21 protein-coding genes are annotated in these 16,264 nt (G+C 59.5%); 2 read left to right on the plus strand and 19 right to left on the minus strand.

Translation table 11 applies throughout. The annotated features are described in order from the left end of the window. Positions 1 to 8: 8 nt before the first annotated feature. The 14 genes from ACR0M2_RS06960 to ACR0M2_RS07025 all read right to left on the minus strand — a co-directional run bounded on the left by ACR0M2_RS06960 (position 9) and on the right by ACR0M2_RS07025 (position 9,589). A complete protein-coding gene (locus tag ACR0M2_RS06960; protein WP_170349055.1) occupies positions 9 to 671 on the minus strand; it encodes a phage tail tape measure protein in 663 nt (220 codons plus the stop codon). Beyond that, positions 658 to 867, minus strand: coding sequence for a rcc01693 family protein (locus ACR0M2_RS06965; RefSeq protein ID WP_480704370.1), 210 nt, complete (start codon positions 865 to 867; stop codon positions 658 to 660). Before ACR0M2_RS06965 ends, ACR0M2_RS06960 begins: the two co-directional genes overlap by 14 nt. Further along, entirely contained in the window at positions 864 to 1,184 is a 321-nt protein-coding gene (locus tag ACR0M2_RS06970; protein WP_170358975.1) for a gene transfer agent family protein, read from the minus strand. The genes ACR0M2_RS06965 and ACR0M2_RS06970 overlap by 4 nt, the downstream gene beginning before the upstream one ends. Before the next feature lie 4 nt (positions 1,185 to 1,188). Further along, the gene (locus tag ACR0M2_RS06975) at positions 1,189 to 1,602 is read right to left on the minus strand and encodes a phage major tail protein, TP901-1 family (RefSeq protein ID WP_058280596.1); all 414 of its coding nucleotides are present in this window, start codon (positions 1,600 to 1,602) and stop codon (positions 1,189 to 1,191) included. Between the two features lie 20 nt (positions 1,603 to 1,622). Then, a complete protein-coding gene (locus tag ACR0M2_RS06980) occupies positions 1,623 to 2,036 on the minus strand; it encodes a DUF3168 domain-containing protein (RefSeq protein WP_480704371.1) in 414 nt (137 codons plus the stop codon). Continuing rightward, positions 2,033 to 2,371 (minus strand): phage head closure protein, encoded by a 339-nt coding sequence (locus ACR0M2_RS06985; protein ID WP_226688315.1) that lies wholly within the window; start codon positions 2,369 to 2,371, stop codon positions 2,033 to 2,035. The genes ACR0M2_RS06980 and ACR0M2_RS06985 overlap by 4 nt, the downstream gene beginning before the upstream one ends. Further along, positions 2,368 to 2,967 (minus strand): head-tail connector protein, encoded by a 600-nt coding sequence (locus ACR0M2_RS06990; RefSeq protein ID WP_480704372.1) that lies wholly within the window; start codon positions 2,965 to 2,967, stop codon positions 2,368 to 2,370. Before ACR0M2_RS06990 ends, ACR0M2_RS06985 begins: the two co-directional genes overlap by 4 nt. Positions 2,968 to 3,145: 178 nt before the next feature. Continuing rightward, on the minus strand, positions 3,146 to 4,324 hold the full coding sequence (locus tag ACR0M2_RS06995; RefSeq protein ID WP_480704373.1) for a phage major capsid protein: 1,179 nt from the start codon (positions 4,322 to 4,324) through the stop codon (positions 3,146 to 3,148). Between the two features lie 34 nt (positions 4,325 to 4,358). After that, complete coding sequence (locus ACR0M2_RS07000; protein ID WP_480704374.1) at positions 4,359 to 4,904, minus strand: HK97 family phage prohead protease; 546 nt, start codon at positions 4,902 to 4,904, stop codon at positions 4,359 to 4,361. 26 nt (positions 4,905 to 4,930) lie between these two features. Further along, a complete protein-coding gene (locus ACR0M2_RS07005) occupies positions 4,931 to 5,149 on the minus strand; it encodes a GTA head formation protein, RCAP_rcc01685 family (RefSeq protein WP_058280601.1) in 219 nt (72 codons plus the stop codon). Beyond that, entirely contained in the window at positions 5,142 to 6,311 is a 1,170-nt protein-coding gene (locus ACR0M2_RS07010; RefSeq protein WP_480704375.1) for a phage portal protein, read from the minus strand. The genes ACR0M2_RS07005 and ACR0M2_RS07010 overlap by 8 nt, the downstream gene beginning before the upstream one ends. A 166-nt stretch (positions 6,312 to 6,477) precedes the next feature. After that, positions 6,478 to 7,290 carry a class I SAM-dependent methyltransferase gene (locus ACR0M2_RS07015; RefSeq protein WP_170396211.1) on the minus strand — a complete coding sequence of 271 codons (813 nt, stop codon included), beginning with the start codon at positions 7,288 to 7,290 and terminating at the stop codon, positions 6,478 to 6,480. Positions 7,291 to 7,410: 120 nt separating this feature from the next. After that, positions 7,411 to 8,781, minus strand: a complete 1,371-nt coding sequence (locus ACR0M2_RS07020) for a DNA-packaging protein (RefSeq protein WP_170396479.1) — start codon at positions 8,779 to 8,781, stop codon at positions 7,411 to 7,413. 433 nt (positions 8,782 to 9,214) lie between these two features. Next, on the minus strand, positions 9,215 to 9,589 hold the full coding sequence (locus ACR0M2_RS07025) for a VOC family protein (protein ID WP_170396213.1): 375 nt from the start codon (positions 9,587 to 9,589) through the stop codon (positions 9,215 to 9,217). A 45-nt stretch (positions 9,590 to 9,634) separates the two neighbouring features. Here ACR0M2_RS07025 and ACR0M2_RS07030 point away from each other — a divergent pair, with 45 nt between their 5' ends. Continuing rightward, complete coding sequence (locus ACR0M2_RS07030) at positions 9,635 to 10,165, plus strand: winged helix-turn-helix transcriptional regulator (RefSeq protein WP_480704376.1); 531 nt, start codon at positions 9,635 to 9,637, stop codon at positions 10,163 to 10,165. A gap of 296 nt (positions 10,166 to 10,461) precedes the next feature. Beyond that, positions 10,462 to 11,718: a DEAD/DEAH box helicase gene (locus ACR0M2_RS07035; RefSeq protein WP_170505521.1), complete on the plus strand. Its 1,257-nt coding sequence runs from the start codon at positions 10,462 to 10,464 to the stop codon at positions 11,716 to 11,718. A 40-nt stretch (positions 11,719 to 11,758) separates the two neighbouring features. Here ACR0M2_RS07035 and mltG read toward each other — a convergent pair whose 3' ends face one another. From mltG to ACR0M2_RS07060, 5 genes are all read right to left on the minus strand, one after another. Next, positions 11,759 to 12,919 (minus strand): endolytic transglycosylase MltG, encoded by a 1,161-nt coding sequence (gene mltG / locus ACR0M2_RS07040; protein WP_480704377.1) that lies wholly within the window; start codon positions 12,917 to 12,919, stop codon positions 11,759 to 11,761. After that, the gene (gene fabF, locus ACR0M2_RS07045; RefSeq protein WP_170349070.1) at positions 12,920 to 14,185 is read right to left on the minus strand and encodes a beta-ketoacyl-ACP synthase II; all 1,266 of its coding nucleotides are present in this window, start codon (positions 14,183 to 14,185) and stop codon (positions 12,920 to 12,922) included. A gap of 204 nt (positions 14,186 to 14,389) precedes the next feature. Further along, the gene (locus ACR0M2_RS07050) at positions 14,390 to 15,133 is read right to left on the minus strand and encodes a 1-(5-phosphoribosyl)-5-[(5-phosphoribosylamino)methylideneamino]imidazole-4-carboxamide isomerase (protein WP_170349071.1); all 744 of its coding nucleotides are present in this window, start codon (positions 15,131 to 15,133) and stop codon (positions 14,390 to 14,392) included. 119 nt (positions 15,134 to 15,252) lie between these two features. Further along, positions 15,253 to 15,792, minus strand: a complete 540-nt coding sequence (locus ACR0M2_RS07055) for a GNAT family N-acetyltransferase (RefSeq protein WP_170349072.1) — start codon at positions 15,790 to 15,792, stop codon at positions 15,253 to 15,255. Between the two features lie 138 nt (positions 15,793 to 15,930). Beyond that, on the minus strand, positions 15,931 to 16,164 hold the full coding sequence (locus ACR0M2_RS07060; protein ID WP_008756330.1) for an acyl carrier protein: 234 nt from the start codon (positions 16,162 to 16,164) through the stop codon (positions 15,931 to 15,933). Positions 16,165 to 16,264 lie beyond the last annotated feature (100 nt).

A 16,264-nucleotide genomic window follows, 5' to 3' on the forward strand; every position in this document is an offset into this window, starting at 1 on the left:
CCCTCGTGTTACCTGTTGCGATTGCCGCGACCCAAGGCGCGGCTCATCTGAGCGGCGATCTGACCCTGACTGCGTCTGAACCCCTGCACGTCCGGCGTTGTGATATTCATCACCACGTTCACTGCGCGCCCTCCGCCGGATGTCCGCACGCCCAACTTGCCATCTGGCCCGCGCGCCAGAGGCATGATCGCCTCGGGGCCGGCCTCGCCCATCAGTCCGGTGCCGCCCCGCATCGGAAATGTCGTTGGGCCGCTGACCACACCGCCATTGGCAAAGGGCATCACCCGGCCCTGCGAAAAGCTGCCGCCATTGGCAAAGGGCAAAATTCCCTGCACCAGACCACCAACCGTATTGGCCAGCATACCGCCAAAGTGATCGGTCACAGGCTTGATCGCCGCCGAATAGGCCGTGCGGATCATCGAGTTCTTCAGCACATCCAGCGCATCTGACAGGTTCATGCCGTCCAGCACCACGCCGTCAAATGCCTTGCGCAAACCGCCGGACATACCGCGCTCCAACGTGGCGACGTCCTTGCCGGTTTCTTCAAAGGCTGCGCTGATCCGCTTCATCTGATTGTCGAATGCCGCAGCCATCGACGCCGCATCCCCCAAAGAGTCGCCCAGCGCCTCACCCCGTTCCTGCAGGTCATCCAACCCGTCACGATCCGTCATCACGCTCTCCTTGTTGCTTGTCCGGATAGGCCGCCAGCAAAGCGTCCAACCCAGCCCGGTTCATCGCTGTCATCCCGGCCCCTTGCCCCAACATCTGTCGCAATTCAGCCGGTGTCAGACGCCAGAACTGATCCGGCGTCAGGCGCAGGCCGACGAAACCGGCCCGCATAAGGGCGGGCCAGTCGAACCCGCTCATGCGTCACCCGGTACCATGAAGGCCCGTGCCAGCAGTTCAGCCGCAGCCTTGGCGCCAGCCATCGGCCCACCATCGATCTCGGCCCGCAGCAGATCCGATCGGGCGACATCGGCGCCCCCGCCTCGCAGCCCGGCCACGATCAATGCCAGCACATCACCGCTGGAATAGGCCCCACCTTCGAAGCGCTGCACCAGTTCCACCAAAGACCCAGTGCCCAGCTGTTGTTCCAATTCCGCCAAAGCACCCAGCGTCAGCTTGAGCACCCGCCGCTCTCCATCGATGGTCAATGCCACCTCGCCTGTCCACGGATTAGCCATAGGATTACAGTGCCGTGAAGGCCAAAGCGCCGGCGCTGGCCAGGCTCATCTCATAAGTCGCCTCGCCATTGTGCGACCCCGCATATTCGATGCCGGTGACTTGAAACGCGCCTTCAACGATGCCGAAATCGGGAATGATCACCTGAAAGTTCGGTGTCTCACCGTCAAAAAACAGCTGTCTTGCGCGTTCGTCGGTGCCTGCATCCTTGAATACGCCCGAACCCGAGATCGCAGCGGACTTCACCCCGGCCCCCGACAACAGCTCGCGCCAACCACCCTGACTTTCCAGGCTGGTGACATCCACACTTTCCGCGTTAAAACTGACCCGCGTGGCCCGCAGCCCCGCGATGGTCTCGAACAGGCCCGAGCCGTTCATATCCACTTTGACCAACAGGTCTTTTCCGTTCTGGGCAGCCATATGCTCTCTCCGTTGATTGCTTAGTCGTCTTCCACGCGGGCGCGGAATCTCAGGTCGATCTGGCGGATGGCACCGCCGGTTCCCGTCCGGCGGGCCGAGGCGCGTTCGAACCACAGCCCCACCAGTCGCCCGCGATCCAGGGTCAGTGCTGCACCCTCAAGCGCATCGCACACCGCCCCCGCAAGGGCCTTGGTTGCGCCAAACCCGGCGGCCTCGGACATCACCGACACCGTGAACCGATGCAGGGCACCAGCGCCCGATCGGTCCGAGGCATCCCGCACCTCTTCCGGGCCCAGCGTCACATAAGTCTGGGGCACCGCCCCTGCTGGCACCGCGTCATAGATCGCGCCGCCCGACAGCGTGCTGACCTGCGTATCGCCTGAAAGCTGCTGATACACCGCCGCCTGCAAGGCCGCTGAAACGCCATAGCTCATGCCGCTACCTCTTCGTCCGCGAAACAGGTCAAGTACTGGCCACGCGGGTCACGCTCGGCGACCGCGCGAATAACAAAACGCCGTATGCCTTCGGCAAAACGCTGGTCCGGCGACGGGCGCATCAATGACCCCTCGGGCGCACCCCGCACAACGATGCGGTAACCCACGCGCGAAACTGGCACCCCGGCCACCTGACGCTCGGACCCGCTGCGTGCAGTGACTTCAGCCCAAACCGTACCCAACGAGGCCCATGTTTCGATGTACCCACCTGCGCCGTCGGCAGTTCGGATTGGCGCTTCGAGAACCAGCTTTCGGTTCAATCGCGGCGCCTTCATTGCGTCACCCCTGCGCCAAAGCGCACGACGCGATAGCGTTGGATCAGGCTGGTTACGCCAAAGGGCATACAACCAGCACCCAAAGCAGTCTCGTCGCGGTATTCGTAGTAATGCGCGGCCAGCAACAAAACTGCCTGACCCAGATCAGCAGGTAGCCCACCCCAATCTGCCGACATCCCTGCAGCAAAGGTGATTTTCACCGAGCCGCCTGTCGCAATGTTCGGCAACATTGCGCCCTTTGGGCGCAGCCTGGGGCGCTGGCTGTCCTGTTCCAGCCGATAGGCATCGGGCGCGATTGTGCTTTCCAAACCCGCCGCATCGCGGATTGTCACCGCGCCCACAGTCACCACCGGGGTTACCGGCAGCACCTCGCCTGCAGCATCGAGCCATTCGCTCAGGCTCCAAGAAAATTCGCGTTCAATCAGCACCTTGCCGGTGCGCGCCTCGATCGCAGCGATCGCCGCCCGCAGGAAACCGTTCAGCACCTCGTTCTGCACACTGCCCTCGTCAAAGCCCGCGCCCAGACGCAGATGCGCCTTGAACTGATCTACCGGCAACGCCGCATCCGCGATGACGGTTTCTTCGATCAACATCATCCATTCACTCCGCAATCTCGGCCCCCTCCGGGGGTCGTCACTTCAGGAAATTGGCAGGCACGGGCCGCCCCACGTTGCTCGGACGGAGGGGAGCAGCTAGACAACGCAGGGGATCTCACCCCGGCCCGTACCCGCCGCCCGAGGGGCCGGTTACCCAGCCCCCCGGATCCGCCACCGCTTAGGCAGTGCCGAATTTCACCAGTTTGATTGCGGCAAAGTCGCTCACGTCGCCGCCGACGCGTTTGGTCGCATAGAACAGGACGTGTGGTTTGGCGCTGAACGGGTCGCGCAGAACGCGCAGATCGGGACGTTCGGCGATGGTGTATCCTGCCTGGAAATCACCGAAGGCGATCGAGTAACTGTCGGATGCCGCATCCGGCATATCCTCGGCGATCAGCACCGGATAGCCCATCAGGCGCGCAGGCTCGCCAGCGGCCAGACCGTCCGACCACAGGAAACGGCCATCGCTGTCCTTCAGCTTGCGGATCAGGCCCGCAGTTTTCGAGTTCATCACGAAGGTACCATTGACCCGGTACTGCGCGCCCAGCGCATAGACAACATCAACAATGGCATCCGCCTCAACACCGCCATCAATGCCGGTCGGAACGTAGCCGATATTGCCCCAATCCCAGACGTCATTGTCGACCTTGGCGTGATCCAAAATACCCTTCGGCTTGTCGGCACCATCGCCACTGATAAACGCCGACGCCTCGGCGCGGGCAAACTTGTCAGCGATACGACCGGCCAGCCAACCTTCGACGTCAAAGGCGCTGTCATCCAACAGGCGCTGCGAGGCCTTGGGCAGCGCGCTCAACTCGTGCAACGCGATTGAGATGCGGTCAATCGATGGAGTCGCAGTCTCGGTCGCGTTCGAGGCCTCATCCGCCCATCCCGCACCCACATCGGTGTGGTCGATCAGCACATCGAACGAGTTCGCTTCGACATTCACGACCGAGGCGATCGAACGGATCGAGGCGGTGGATTTCAGCACCGATTTGATGATCTCGGCGGTTTGCGGATCGACCAGGTAACCGCCATCGCTGTTGACCGCACTGGTCAGCGACTTGGCCTCCATGTCCAGCCCACGCAGGCCGTCATCGTCACCCGAACGCACATAAGCGTCAAAAGCCTTTTGGTGCGGTGCGCCTTCGGTGATCGAGGCAGCAAGATGCGGGCGTGCCGCGATGGTTGATTTACGATCCAGCATAGTCAGTCGCTCTTCTGTCTGTTGCAGTTTGGTTTTCACTTCAGCCTTCAGGCCCTTGAATTCATTTACGAAGCCAGCCATCGCCTGCTTCACCTCCTGAACCAGGGGCGCACCCTCTCCGGTCAAGGCCGGGGTCTCGGTCTTGCTCATAAGCACTTCCATTCTTGGGTGGGTTTGAGGCGCGCTAGGGTCGCGCCAGCTCCTGCCGGGCGTCGTTGAACACCTCGGCAATACTGCGCAGGGTTTCTTCGGCATCCGGGGTCGTCCCCTTTGCCGCCACCCGCGCACTGGGCAGCATCGGGAAAGTCACAAGCGACACCTCCCACAGCTCCAGTTCCGTCAGGACCCGCTGGCCCTTGTCATTCTTAACGGCTCGCTTAGTGCGATAGCCAATCGACAGACCGTCCATGGCACCCGCTCGGATTAGCTCTGCCGCCTCGCGACCCTTTTGTGTGCTTTCCAGCAGACGACCCTTGACCCACAGGCCCTTATCGTCTTCGCGCACTTCGTACCAAACGCCGATTGGTTGCACCGGGTCGTGCTGCCACAGCATCTTGACCCGCTGACCGGCCTTCACCAGCCCGTCCAGGGACGCGCGATAAGCGCCTTTCTGCACCACGTCACGACCCTGATCGACCTGACCGAACAGGCTGGCATAACCTTCGATCACTGCATCCTCGGACACAGACAGCCTATCGCCGAACCGCGCAAACTTATGCTCCAAATCCATGAACAACTCCTCGTAAACCTTTGAACTCATGGTGTTACCGACAAAAAAGACTGAAACGCCTGTGCCAGGATCACTGCGGCCACACCGTAGACCGTCAGCCACAACCGGCGCTCTAACCGCTCCATCATTTCTTCGATCTGATCCAACCGTTTGCACAGGTGCGCATGCTGAATCTCGGCCACCCGTTCATGCGCAGCCAGACGCAAGCCCGGCGCGCAATCGAATGGCGGATACCCTTCAGCCATCCGCATCCTCCGCCAGAGCCGGCAACCCCAGCAAAGACCGCTTCTCGGCATCTGTCAGGAAATCGGCACGGCTGACGCGGGTCCACTGCGCATCACGTTCGGTAGCCAACGCGGGCACCTGATCCAGATCGGGTTTCAGCATCAAATCCTCGCCAGAAAAGCCCGAGAGCCACTCTGACACTGCCGCCGCCACCCGCGTCACCAGGGGCAGAACGGTCAGGCGATAAAACGCCCGGTTGGCCTCCTGATAGTTCGAATAGGTCGCGTCGCCCTGAATTCCCAGCAACATTGGCGGGACCCCAAAGGCCAGCGCGATCTCGCGGGCAGCGGCTTCCTTGGTCTTTTGAAACTCCATATCGGACGGAGAGAACCCCATCGGCTTCCAATCCAGCCCCCCTTCCAGAACCATCGGTCGCCCGGCATTCCGCGCCCCGCGATAGTTCTGCTCGATCTCGTCGGACAGGCGGCGGAACTGATCTTCGGCCATCACCCCATTGCCATCGCCTTTCCACACCAGCGCCCCCGAAGGCCGCGCCGCATTGTCCAACAACGATTTCGACCACCGAGACGCGCTGTTATGCACATCAATCGCCATAGCCGCCGCCTGCATCGGCGAAAATCCATAGTGGTCATCCTGCGGGTGAAAGGACTTTATGTGACAGATGACTTCAGCCGCAAAACGATGCGTCTTGCCACCGACGCTATAGTCATACGCCTTGGGCCAGCCATCCGCGCCCGGCACCACGCTCATCCGGTCCGAGCGCAGCACATGTAGTTCAACCGGCAGCCCGTCTTCGGCCTGTACCGCCTCGATATAGGCGTTGCCGGACAGAAGTAGCTGACCGAACACGGTCTCCATCAACTCGGCCCGCCCCTGCGCTGCGTTCGGACGACGCATGAGGGTCAACATCGGATGCGTCTCATAGCGCTGTTCACGGTCCTGCAACACCAGTGGTAATGCCGCCGCCGCCTCGGCAATCAACTTAACCGAGCGAAACCCCACCGGGTTCCCCGAAAACCCCGTCCGCGTCAGCGATACCGCATCCCGAGGGCTCCACGCCACGCGCCCACCCGTCTGCCACGCCACCACAGGCCCCGCCGCGCTCGCCTTCACCTCGGGCGCCTCGCCAGCCGATCCACGACGCAAGAAATCGAATACCATCTGTGCTCCTTTCTGCCGCCGCACTGCCCGGCTTGTTGAAAGGAGTTATGACGGAAAGAAGTTTAAGCCTCGGGAATGGGGCGTACGGGGGGTGGGCAACGGGTTGGAATTCTTACTAGTTCACAACGCAGAAGCGAACAGAGTACGTGGAAAAACCAATTTCGGTTTACGGTCTCGCAAGAAATACATGCCCCTGAATTTTGCCGGACACCGGCCCTTTACCAAACAGCTTTTCGATGTCAGCTGCTGCCGCGTCTGTAATCTCAGCCAATGAGCCCGCAGCACGTTCTTCCAACTCATTTCTTAGCGGTGTCCCCTGGCAATAAGCCACTGCCGGAGCTTGGGGGGTGCTCGCTCGGCTTTGCTCGGAAATTGTCAATGTTTCAATATCAGTAAAACCAGCTTCCTTTAGATCATCGACAATTGGACCAATATTGCCGTGCCCATGGGGTGTTCTTGCTAAAAACACTGGGGGGTCTTCCGGGAAAAAACGAGATGCCGTCTTCGTCACGCTATGCGCAAACTCGTTCTCTTCGATACTGTCCCAGACATTGAAGATAAAACACCCGCCATCCTTCAAAACGCGAAGGGCTTCCTTGTAGCCTGCTACTTTGTCAGGAAAAAACATCACTCCAAATTGACAGCACACAACGTCAAAGGTACTTGCCTCAAAGGGCAACGCCAACGCATCTGCCTGCCTCCATTCCAATTGATCGGCGTTCGGCTGCTGCGTTGACGCTCTGTCCAGCATCGGTTGGTTCAAATCAGTAACGACATAACGAATTCCGTCGCTCAGCAGCGGGGCCAACGCGCGTGTTACTACGCCGCTGCCCGCTGCAGTTTCCAAAACAGCTTTGGGTTTTGCATCAGCGACTCTCTTTGCCATGTCTGAGGCATAAGATTCGAAAATCAACGGAACTAGGAATTCATCATAAATGTCTGGAATTGAGCCGGTGAAGTTTTTGTCTTTTGTAGACATTAGGAATTCCCTTCCCGACCCTGTGGCCGCAAAGGGTTTGTCCATAGCATAATTCTCTGGTTACGTCACTTCAGACCGCGAGCAGCCTTTTAACCGCCGCTCTCCGCCTATTTTCTTCGCTCACAAACTCCGAACCCTAGGCCACCGATACACCCCCGCAGGCCCCACAACCAACTCATGCAGCGCCCAGACCAGCGCGTCGACCCGGTCGGGCGAGCCCTGCCCTTCAAAGCCCCGCGCGGTCATCTGGCACATCTGTTCCTCCAGCGCATCCAACCCCGAGACATGCGCCACACGCCCCTGTTCGTACAGCGCCGCCACAGGCTCGGCCCGGGCGACCTTGCCGCGGGAGGCCCGAACCGCGCGATAGGGCACCAGAGGGTCCACCTGCCGCACGACCTCTTCTACAAGCTGCCCGCCCTGATTGACCTCGGCCACCAGACGCTCGGCCCCGAACTCATCCATTGCGTCAATCGCCGCCTGCGCCCAACCAGCTGGGCCAACGCCCTGCACCGTCCGGTCGGCCAACACATAGGCGCGCCACTCCTCGGGCGGCCCCTGCACCTGAGCCCCCACGACCACGATCCCGCAGGCATCCGTATCTGAACCGGCCGTCACAGCCGGGTCTAGCGCCACCACGATGCGGTCCAAATCGGGCACCTGCCCGCACCGTGCTGCCTCGAGCATCGAACCGGTCCAGAGCGCCCCCTCGGCATCCGACAGCAATACGCCATCCAACTCCTGCCGTCCCAGCCGCGTGCCTGCATAGCGCGCGCGCACTTCGTCCAGAAACGATGCGGCCAGATTTGCCCGGTTCGCCTCGGTCGGCGCGTGCGTCTGCACCGTTGAAGGCGACGCCAGCAACTCTTTCAAAACCTTCACATTCCGCGGCGTGGTCGTCACACAGACCCGCGGTCGCTCACCCAATCTCAGCGCAAATTGCAGCATATCCCAGGTTTCCCCGGCCTTTTTCCATTTGGCCAGCTCATCCACCCAAGCTGCATCGAACTGGGGTCCCCGCAACCCTTCGGGATCATTTGCCGAAAATGCCTGTGCCTCGGCCCCATTGGGCCAGATCAGTTTGCGTTCAGATGCTTTCCAACTGGGCCGCCTGTCCGGGGGCGAACATCGCAATATCCCGCTGTCACCAAAAATCATGACATCGCGCACCTGATCGAAGGTCTCTCCAACCAAAGCCACACGGCGGGCCTCACCCCGATCCAGCGGTTTCGCCCCCTCGACCATCGACCGCACCCATTCGGATCCAGCCCGTGTCTTGCCCGCGCCACGCCCGCCCATGATCACCCAGGATCGCCAATCACCCTCGGGCGGCAACTGATGCGGCAGCGCCCAAAACTCAAACAGGAAAGGGAGGGCACACAGCCCCCCCTCCCCGATCTCACTCAGAAATCTCTCCCGAACCGCAGCATCTGCGGAGGCGAGCCAACCTGCACCCGATTTCAAATCGAGCGCGCTCAAGGTCGAGCGCATACCCTCCTTGGGCAATTCCGGCTTGTCTGTGATGTTGTTCGACAAAGCTTGTCTCCACTTTCTGACAACTTCGGATCAGCCCCTCTAGCTGCCCCAGTTGCTTGCCTGCTCCGGCAAGGTCTGCATCCTCCCCGGCACCAATCTGCTGGCGCAGTTCTTCCGCTGCTTGGCGCAGATCGCGAATGGATCTTTCAAGGGACTGCAACAAGTCAGCCGTCTGAGAAATCCGCTCTTCCGGGGTAATCAAAGTCATGTTTGCCTGTGACCTCATGCGTGAGTTTCTCCGCACGAGAGAAACGAAAAACGGCCACCGGGTCGCCCCGGGGCCGTGGCCCACTTCTTCTAGCATGACATAACTTCTACGTGATTAAGCGCGCAAAGTCAATGTGTTACGCAACATCGAACGCAACAACAATCGTACGCCGTGTTAAGATTAACCGCTCGTCAAATCTTGCGCCAGCATCATCGCATTGCGATCCGGATCATAGAATGTGGCCGTGCTGACCATCCCCTCGATCGTTTCCGTCGGGCCATCAAACGCCACCCCGGCAGCTTCCAGCGCACCACGCGCCGTGGCAATATCACCAACTTCATAGACCGGAACGCAATTGCCCGGTGACGGCTCGGCCTGTTCTCCCAGACCCAATGTCACTCCGTCCACATTGGTGCGCATTTCGCTCCACCCGGCTTCATCGATGTGATGGGCAAGTTCGAACCCAAGCATGTCACGATACCAATCCGCACTGGCGTGACGATCCCTGACTGAAATCGCAAACGTGATCGTGTTTTTTAACGAAACATGCGGCATTGAACTTTCCTTTGTATTTAAATATAGTTACTATACTTTATGGACATGGCTCTACTTGTCAAGCTCACCTCCCGCGCATGGTCACTGAACATTCTGGCGCTGATGCATTCCGGTGTTTCTGGGCGACAAGCCCCTTTACTCGCCGCAACCAGCGCCAGTCGAACGGCCTTCGCGGCCAGTCTCGATCACCTCGTCCAACTCGAACTGCTCGAGCGTAACCCCGGCCATGGCCATCCCCTACGCCCCGAGTTTCGCCTCACCCCCGCAGGCACCCAAGCCGCGCGTATCGCCAGCGCGATCATTCAGGTTGCCCCGGATGACGCCACGCACAAGCTTCTTCGAAAGTCGTGGACCGTTCCCATCCTGGCCCTAACCGGCACCCCGCATCGCTTTTCGGCGATCAGGTCGGATCTGATCACCATCACCGATCGTGCCTTATCCGCCTCATTGCATCAGTTAGAGGATCACGACTGGATCCAGCGCGATATCGAGACCTCGGGGCGGATGCCCTTCCCGACCTATCGCGCGGTCAAAACCGGTTTTGCCATCCATCAGGCCGTCGGGTTGGGTCAGTAATCAAGCAACACCGTCGTACAGGACATAGAAAACCCTGCCCAATAGCTTGACATTCGACCTCTCAACCCGCATGTGCCCATGAAACAGCGCTGCTGCGTGAGCATTCGGGCCATCAACAGCCCCACAGCGCCCGATCCACCCATAGTTCCCCATCACGCAGGGTTCTTGATGCGACGACCGGATGGTGCAGGAGCCGCCTGCATTTCCCGAGGTCTCGTACAACCCCTGCCGGTCGCAGATGCGGCCCGTGACGACTTGCCTTTGGGTTAATACCGAGGGCTGCAAAGGATAGTTATTTGTTCGACTTTGACATGCTGGGCCTCGCGCCCGCCCTGAACGATGCGCTGAAACGCGCCAATTTTACCCAACCTACGCCGATCCAAAACCAGGCCATTCCGCTGGCGCTGAACGGGCATGATATTCTTGGGCTGGCCCAGACTGGCACCGGCAAGACCTTGGCCTTTGGCTTGCCTCTGATTGATCATCTGCTGGCGCAACCGGGCAAACCTGCGCCGAAAACGGTGAAGGCTTTGATCCTCGCCCCCACCCGCGAACTGGTGAATCAGATCGCGGAAAGCCTGCGCAATCTGACGCAAAAGACGAAACTGCGCGTGGCCACCGTGGTCGGCGGACAATCCATTGGCAAACAGATCTCGTTCCTGTCGCGAGGCACCGATATTCTGGTTGCCACTCCGGGCCGCCTGATCGACCTGATGGAACGCGGTGCCGTTGACCTCAGTTCAGTGCGTCATCTGGTGTTGGATGAAGCTGACCAGATGTTGGATATGGGCTTTATTCACGCCCTGCGTAAAATTGCACCTGCACTGGGCACACCGCGTCAAACCATGTTGTTCTCCGCCACCATGCCAAAGCAGATGGAGGAACTCAGCCAATCCTACCTGACCAACCCGCAGCGGGTACAGGTTTCACCTCCGGGTAAGGCGGCAGACAAGATTACGCAGTCTGTGCATTTCCTCAGCCGAGGAGAAAAGCCGCAAAAACTGCGCGAAATTCTGTCCGCTGACATGGACGCCCTGACGTTGGTCTTTTCCCGCACCAAACACGGTGCTGAAAAGCTGATGAAAGGTCTTGTGGCCGATGGCTTCAACGCGGCATCGATCCACGGAAATAAAAGCCAAGGACAGCGCGATCGGGCAATCAAGGCGTTCCGCGCCGGTGAGATCAATGTACTGGTTGCCACAGACGTGGCGGCGCGTGGCATCGACATTCCCGGCGTTGCCTATGTGATCAACTATGACCTGCCCGAGGTGCCAGACAATTATGTCCATCGCATTGGCCGCACAGCCCGCGCCGGTCGTGAAGGCGAAGCCATTGCCTTCTGCGCGCCCGATGAGCTGGACCAGCTGCTGCAGATTCAAAAGCTGATGAAGATCGAAATTCCGGTCGCCAGCGGTACCATGCCTGAATACGCCGAGCCCAAAAAACCGCGCAATCGTGGTGGGTTCCGGGGGCGCAAACCGCACGGAGCGAATTCGACGTCGAAACCTGCGTCGTCAAAACGTCGCCGCCCCCGCAGACGTCCCGCTGCATAAGAAAAAGAAAGGGCCGCGTTTTTTCGACGCGGCCCTTTTCTTAGTTGCTCGAGCTGTTTCTCTCAGCTTCTATTTCTCGCCATTTGGCGACGTTGCGGTTGTGCTCATCCAGAGTTTCCGCAAACGCGTGCCCGCCAGTACCATCCGCAACGAAGAACACATAGTCTGTATCATCCGGCGCCACAGCGGCCTCAAGGCTTGCAAGGCCGGGATTGGCGATCGGTGTGGGCGGCAAACCGTCAATCACATAAGTATTCCAAGGGGTTGCACGGCGCAACTCACTGCGGCGCAGGCCACGGCCTAGCACACCTTGTCCCTTGGTGACACCATAGATCACTGTCGGGTCTGTCTGCAGCTTCATGCCATTCTCAAGCCGGTTGACAAAGACGCTGGCCACTTGGCCGCGCTCATGTGGAACACCCGTCTCTTTCTCGATAATCGAGGCAAGGATCAACATCTCCTCTGGGCTGCTAATCGGCAAATCGTTCTGCCGGCTTTCCCAAACCGCGTTGATCCGCAACTGTTGCTTCGCCTGCATGTCCTGTAACACAGCAGCCCGGTCATCACCTGGGGCCAGCTCATAGCTGTCGGGCGCCAACATGCCCTCGGCCGGAATTTCGGGCACCTCACCGGTCAGGGCGTCAATGCCCTTAAGCGCCTCGACCACCTGCCAAGAGGTCACGCCCTCAGCCACCGAAACACGATACCGCGTATCGGAGTCCTGACGTTTTTCAACGTATTCAGCAGGGGCTTCCTCTTCACCAGCTTCGAAACTCGCAATTTCGACAAACTCCAAGGTGGCCGGGTTCAGCTCTCGCACGCGGGTTTGTACCCGTGTGACACCAACGCGATATTCAATCTCGGATCCACAGGTGCTGGCACCGCTGCTGGTGATATCGTCGATGATCTGCGCCATCGATGCGCCTTCGCGAACCAGAAAACTGCCCGCTTTCAGCTGCTGCGCCTTGTCAGTGTAATCCGCACCCATCCGGAAGATCATGGCGCTGCTGATGGCACCCTCATCTGCAAGCTGCTGGCTGACGCGAGTCATGTTCGAGCCGCTTTTCACCTGAAGGCACATGGCGGTGTCCAGCGGGCCTTCGGCCTTGTACTGCGATTGCCCCCAAAGGATCAGACCGCCGATCAAAAACAGGCCGACCACCAGGATGGTCAGCGCGTTTGATGCCAAAGCCCGCCACATTTAGCTGGCCTTTCCGAAGATCACGCTGGCATTGGTGCCGCCAAACCCGAACGAATTCGACAAGGCCACGTTGATCTCACGCTCACGTTTGGCATTCGGCGCCAGGTCAATCGGTGTCTCAACCGCCGGGTTGTCCAGGTTGATCGTCGGCGGAGCCACCTGATCGCGGATCGCCAGGATCGAGAAGATCGCCTCGATCGCGCCAGCCGCGCCCAGCAAGTGACCCGTGGCCGATTTGGTCGAAGACATGGTTGCGTTGCCCGCATGATCGCCCAACAGACGCTCCACCGCGCCCAGCTCGATCGTATCCGCCATGGTCGAAGTCCCATGCGCGTTGATATAATCCAGATCCTTTGGCTCTAGCCCGGCACTGCGCAGTGCGGCTTTCATGGAACGCTCTGCCCCGTCGCCGTCCTCGGACGGTGCGGTGATGTGATAGGCGTCACCGGACATGCCATAGCCCAGAACCTCGGCGTAAATCTTCGCACCGCGCGCCTTGGCATGTTCGTATTCTTCCAGCACGACAATGCCTGCGCCTTCACCCATTACGAACCCGTCGCGGTCGACGTCATAAGGGCGGCTGGCTTTCTTAGGGTCGTCGGCATACTTGGTCGACAGCGCCTTGCACGCGTTAAAGCCCGCAATGCCAATCTCACAGATGCAACCCTCGCCGCCACCTGCAACCATGACATCCGCGTCACCGGCACGGATGATACGGCTGGCATCGCCAATGGCATGTGCTCCGGTCGAACAGGCGGTAACAACCGAATGGTTCGGCCCTTTAAACCCATGACGGATCGAGACCTGACCCGAGGCCAAGTTAATCAGCGCGCCAGGGATAAAGAAGGGCGACACGCGGCGCGGACCCTTGTCACGGATCAGATTGGCCGTGTTCGCGATAGAACCCAGCCCACCGATACCCGAGCCGATTAGAACCCCAGTGCGCAGGCGATCTTCTTCATTCTCAGGCAGCCAATTCGCATCCTGGCAGGCCATATCAGCCGCAGCGATGGAATACAGGATAAAGTCCTCAATCTTGCGCTGCTCTTTCGGTGGCATCCAATCGTCGGGATTGAACGTACCGTTCGTACCATCGCCACGGGGCACTTCGCAGGCATAGGTCGTGGTGACCCCGCTCGCCTCAGCATCGAACTGCGTGATCGGGCCCGCGCCGGATTCTCCGTCCAGCAGCCGTGACCAGCTTTCCTCGACCCCACTGGCCAACGGAGTGACCAATCCCAGACCGGTTACAACGACTCTGCGCATGAAATGCCTCTTGCCTGCTTCCTATTTGAGAACCGCTCATACCCCGGCGTGGGGGCCGGGGGCAAGAGCCACGGCGCAATCCCTTCCGGCATCATCCCGCCAAAACCGATAGAAAATCCGCCTGTCACCCTTGGAAGGGTTCAGAAATGAAAAACCGCCTTCTGCCCGCGCGGGGCAAAAGGCGATTTCCGGGTGACTTGTCTTTTACTGGAACTGCGCCACGGGCTCGTGCGCGGTTTTGGCAACTTCCAGCGCATCTTCCAGGCTCAGCGATTTGCGGAACAGCGCCCGCCCGACAATCGCGCCCGATATGTTGTGGATATAGGCCAAGCGCGAGATATCGTCCGCCGTGCGCACCACACCGCTGGCGATAACGGGGGTACGGGACTTTTCCGCAAGTCCCGAGATCAGCCCCAACTGCGCTTCGACATCTTCCATGTCACTGTCGATATCCGTCACCACAATACCCGCGAACGGGGTGTCGGCGAACGCTTCGATAAAGGCTTCGGGGGTAAAGGCGCTTTGACTGCGCCAACCTTCGGTCATGACAAAGCCCTGCCAGACATCAACCGCCAGAACGATCTGATCCGGATAAAACTTGGCCAGTTCCTTTACCAAGATCGGGTCGCGCGCAGCCAAGGTACCGATGACGACCCGCCCGGCCCCTTTGTCGATCCAATGTTCGACATGTTCGCGCGCGCGCATCCCACCGGCCAATTGCACCGGCATTTCAGCCGAGCGGATGATTTCCTCGACCAGTTCGGCATTGGTGTCACGGCCTTCGATCGCGTCGAAATCCGTCAGCTGCATCCATTCGGCCCCGGCGGCCGACCAACTGCGCGCTGTTTCAACCGGGTCCACGTGCCAGATCATGGCATTGTCCAGACGGCCCTTGTCCAGCGTCACGCACCGGCCGTTCTGCAGTTCCATAGTAGGGTAAATCCTCATGAGCCCGCTCCTTCGCTCAATCGCATGTCAATCCAGTGTACCATACACACCGGACCGATCCCGGATTTTACCAGTTTCGGCAAACTGAGGACATTTTGCGGCATTGCCGCGATTGATAACTAATGGCGTTTCGGGGGGCCATTCCGGCGCAGCAATACAACCTCAGACCCGTTGTACTTATCTTCGCGCATCGGCACATATCCCAGCTTCTCAGCCAGTTTCTGCGAGACGGCATTGGCCGAATTTACCATTGCAACCAAGGGCCCAGGCATGATGCGGTCGAACCAATCATGCGCCGCTTGGGCCGCTTCTATGCCCAAACCCTGCCCCTGCGCTTCGGGTACCAAAATCCATCCGGCTTCGGGGTAACTGTCAAAATCTTCACCCATCGAGCGGTTGCCGTAGAAAAAACCAGCCTGACCGATCATCTGGCGATTCGATTGCTGCAAAACCGCCCAATGCCCGAACCCGGCCATCTGCCAGTGCCCGGCATTGCGCAGGAATGAATCCCACGCCTCACCACGCGACCTTGGTTTGCCACCGATATGCCGCACGATGCACGGGTTGCGCCAGATCTCGGCGAACCGGTTAAAATCTTCGGGACGCATGGCGCAAAGCATCAAGCGTGCCGTGTTTATCGTCGGGGTGGATCGTATCATGCCCTGCCCGCTCGGAAAAAATTGCCTCTGTTCAGACAGTGCTTAGCGGAAAAGCGTCAAGCAAGAGTGAATTTGTTTCGGGCATAAAAAACGGCGCCTCCGTTGCCCGGAAGCGCCGCTTTTAAGGATTTGAAACGCTTAGGACGCTTCAGAGATGAATTTGACGGCGTCGCCAAAGGTCTGGATGGTCTCGGCTGCGTCATCGGGGATTTCGATGCCGAACTCTTCTTCAAAGGCCATGACCAGCTCAACAGTGTCCAGGCTGTCTGCGCCCAGATCGTCGATGAAGGAAGCGTTTTCTGCCACTTTGTCTTCTTCAACACCCAGGTGCTCAACAACGATCTTTTTAACGCGATCTGCGACGTCGCTCATGTCTATTCCTCATTCCATTTCAGGGCGTAGCGCCCGGTTCTGCCCTTGCCCGCTCAGGCTGGCTTGATTTTGCCCGGTCCGGGCGGTTTGGTTTCCCGAT

The organism is Ruegeria sp. BE10 (genome assembly GCF_056538905.1).

Coding starts and splice junctions, on each gene's coding strand:
- ACR0M2_RS07055 (WP_170349072.1), bottom strand. CDS start 15,792: ATGATACGATCCACCCCGACGATAAACACGGCACGCTTGATGCTTTGC.
- ACR0M2_RS06990 (WP_480704372.1), bottom strand. CDS start 2,967: ATGATGTTGATCGAAGAAACCGTCATCGCGGATGCGGCGTTGCCGGTA.
- ACR0M2_RS06970 (WP_170358975.1), bottom strand. CDS start 1,184: ATGGCTAATCCGTGGACAGGCGAGGTGGCATTGACCATCGATGGAGAG.
- ACR0M2_RS06965 (WP_480704370.1), bottom strand. CDS start 867: ATGAGCGGGTTCGACTGGCCCGCCCTTATGCGGGCCGGTTTCGTCGGC.
- ACR0M2_RS07005 (WP_058280601.1), bottom strand. CDS start 5,149: ATGGCTGAAGGGTATCCGCCATTCGATTGCGCGCCGGGCTTGCGTCTG.
- ACR0M2_RS06980 (WP_480704371.1), bottom strand. CDS start 2,036: ATGAGCTATGGCGTTTCAGCGGCCTTGCAGGCGGCGGTGTATCAGCAG.
- fabF (WP_170349070.1), bottom strand. CDS start 14,185: ATGCGCAGAGTCGTTGTAACCGGTCTGGGATTGGTCACTCCGTTGGCC.
- ACR0M2_RS07015 (WP_170396211.1), bottom strand. CDS start 7,290: ATGTCTACAAAAGACAAAAACTTCACCGGCTCAATTCCAGACATTTAT.
- ACR0M2_RS06975 (WP_058280596.1), bottom strand. CDS start 1,602: ATGGCTGCCCAGAACGGAAAAGACCTGTTGGTCAAAGTGGATATGAAC.
- ACR0M2_RS06960 (WP_170349055.1), bottom strand. CDS start 671: ATGACGGATCGTGACGGGTTGGATGACCTGCAGGAACGGGGTGAGGCG.
- ACR0M2_RS07000 (WP_480704374.1), bottom strand. CDS start 4,904: ATGGATTTGGAGCATAAGTTTGCGCGGTTCGGCGATAGGCTGTCTGTG.
- ACR0M2_RS07060 (WP_008756330.1), bottom strand. CDS start 16,164: ATGAGCGACGTCGCAGATCGCGTTAAAAAGATCGTTGTTGAGCACCTG.
- ACR0M2_RS06985 (WP_226688315.1), bottom strand. CDS start 2,371: ATGAAGGCGCCGCGATTGAACCGAAAGCTGGTTCTCGAAGCGCCAATC.
- ACR0M2_RS07030 (WP_480704376.1), top strand. CDS start 9,635: ATGGCTCTACTTGTCAAGCTCACCTCCCGCGCATGGTCACTGAACATT.
- ACR0M2_RS07025 (WP_170396213.1), bottom strand. CDS start 9,589: ATGCCGCATGTTTCGTTAAAAAACACGATCACGTTTGCGATTTCAGTC.
- ACR0M2_RS07010 (WP_480704375.1), bottom strand. CDS start 6,311: ATGGTATTCGATTTCTTGCGTCGTGGATCGGCTGGCGAGGCGCCCGAG.
- mltG (WP_480704377.1), bottom strand. CDS start 12,919: ATGTGGCGGGCTTTGGCATCAAACGCGCTGACCATCCTGGTGGTCGGC.
- ACR0M2_RS06995 (WP_480704373.1), bottom strand. CDS start 4,324: ATGAGCAAGACCGAGACCCCGGCCTTGACCGGAGAGGGTGCGCCCCTG.
- ACR0M2_RS07050 (WP_170349071.1), bottom strand. CDS start 15,133: ATGAGGATTTACCCTACTATGGAACTGCAGAACGGCCGGTGCGTGACG.
- ACR0M2_RS07020 (WP_170396479.1), bottom strand. CDS start 8,781: ATGCGCTCGACCTTGAGCGCGCTCGATTTGAAATCGGGTGCAGGTTGG.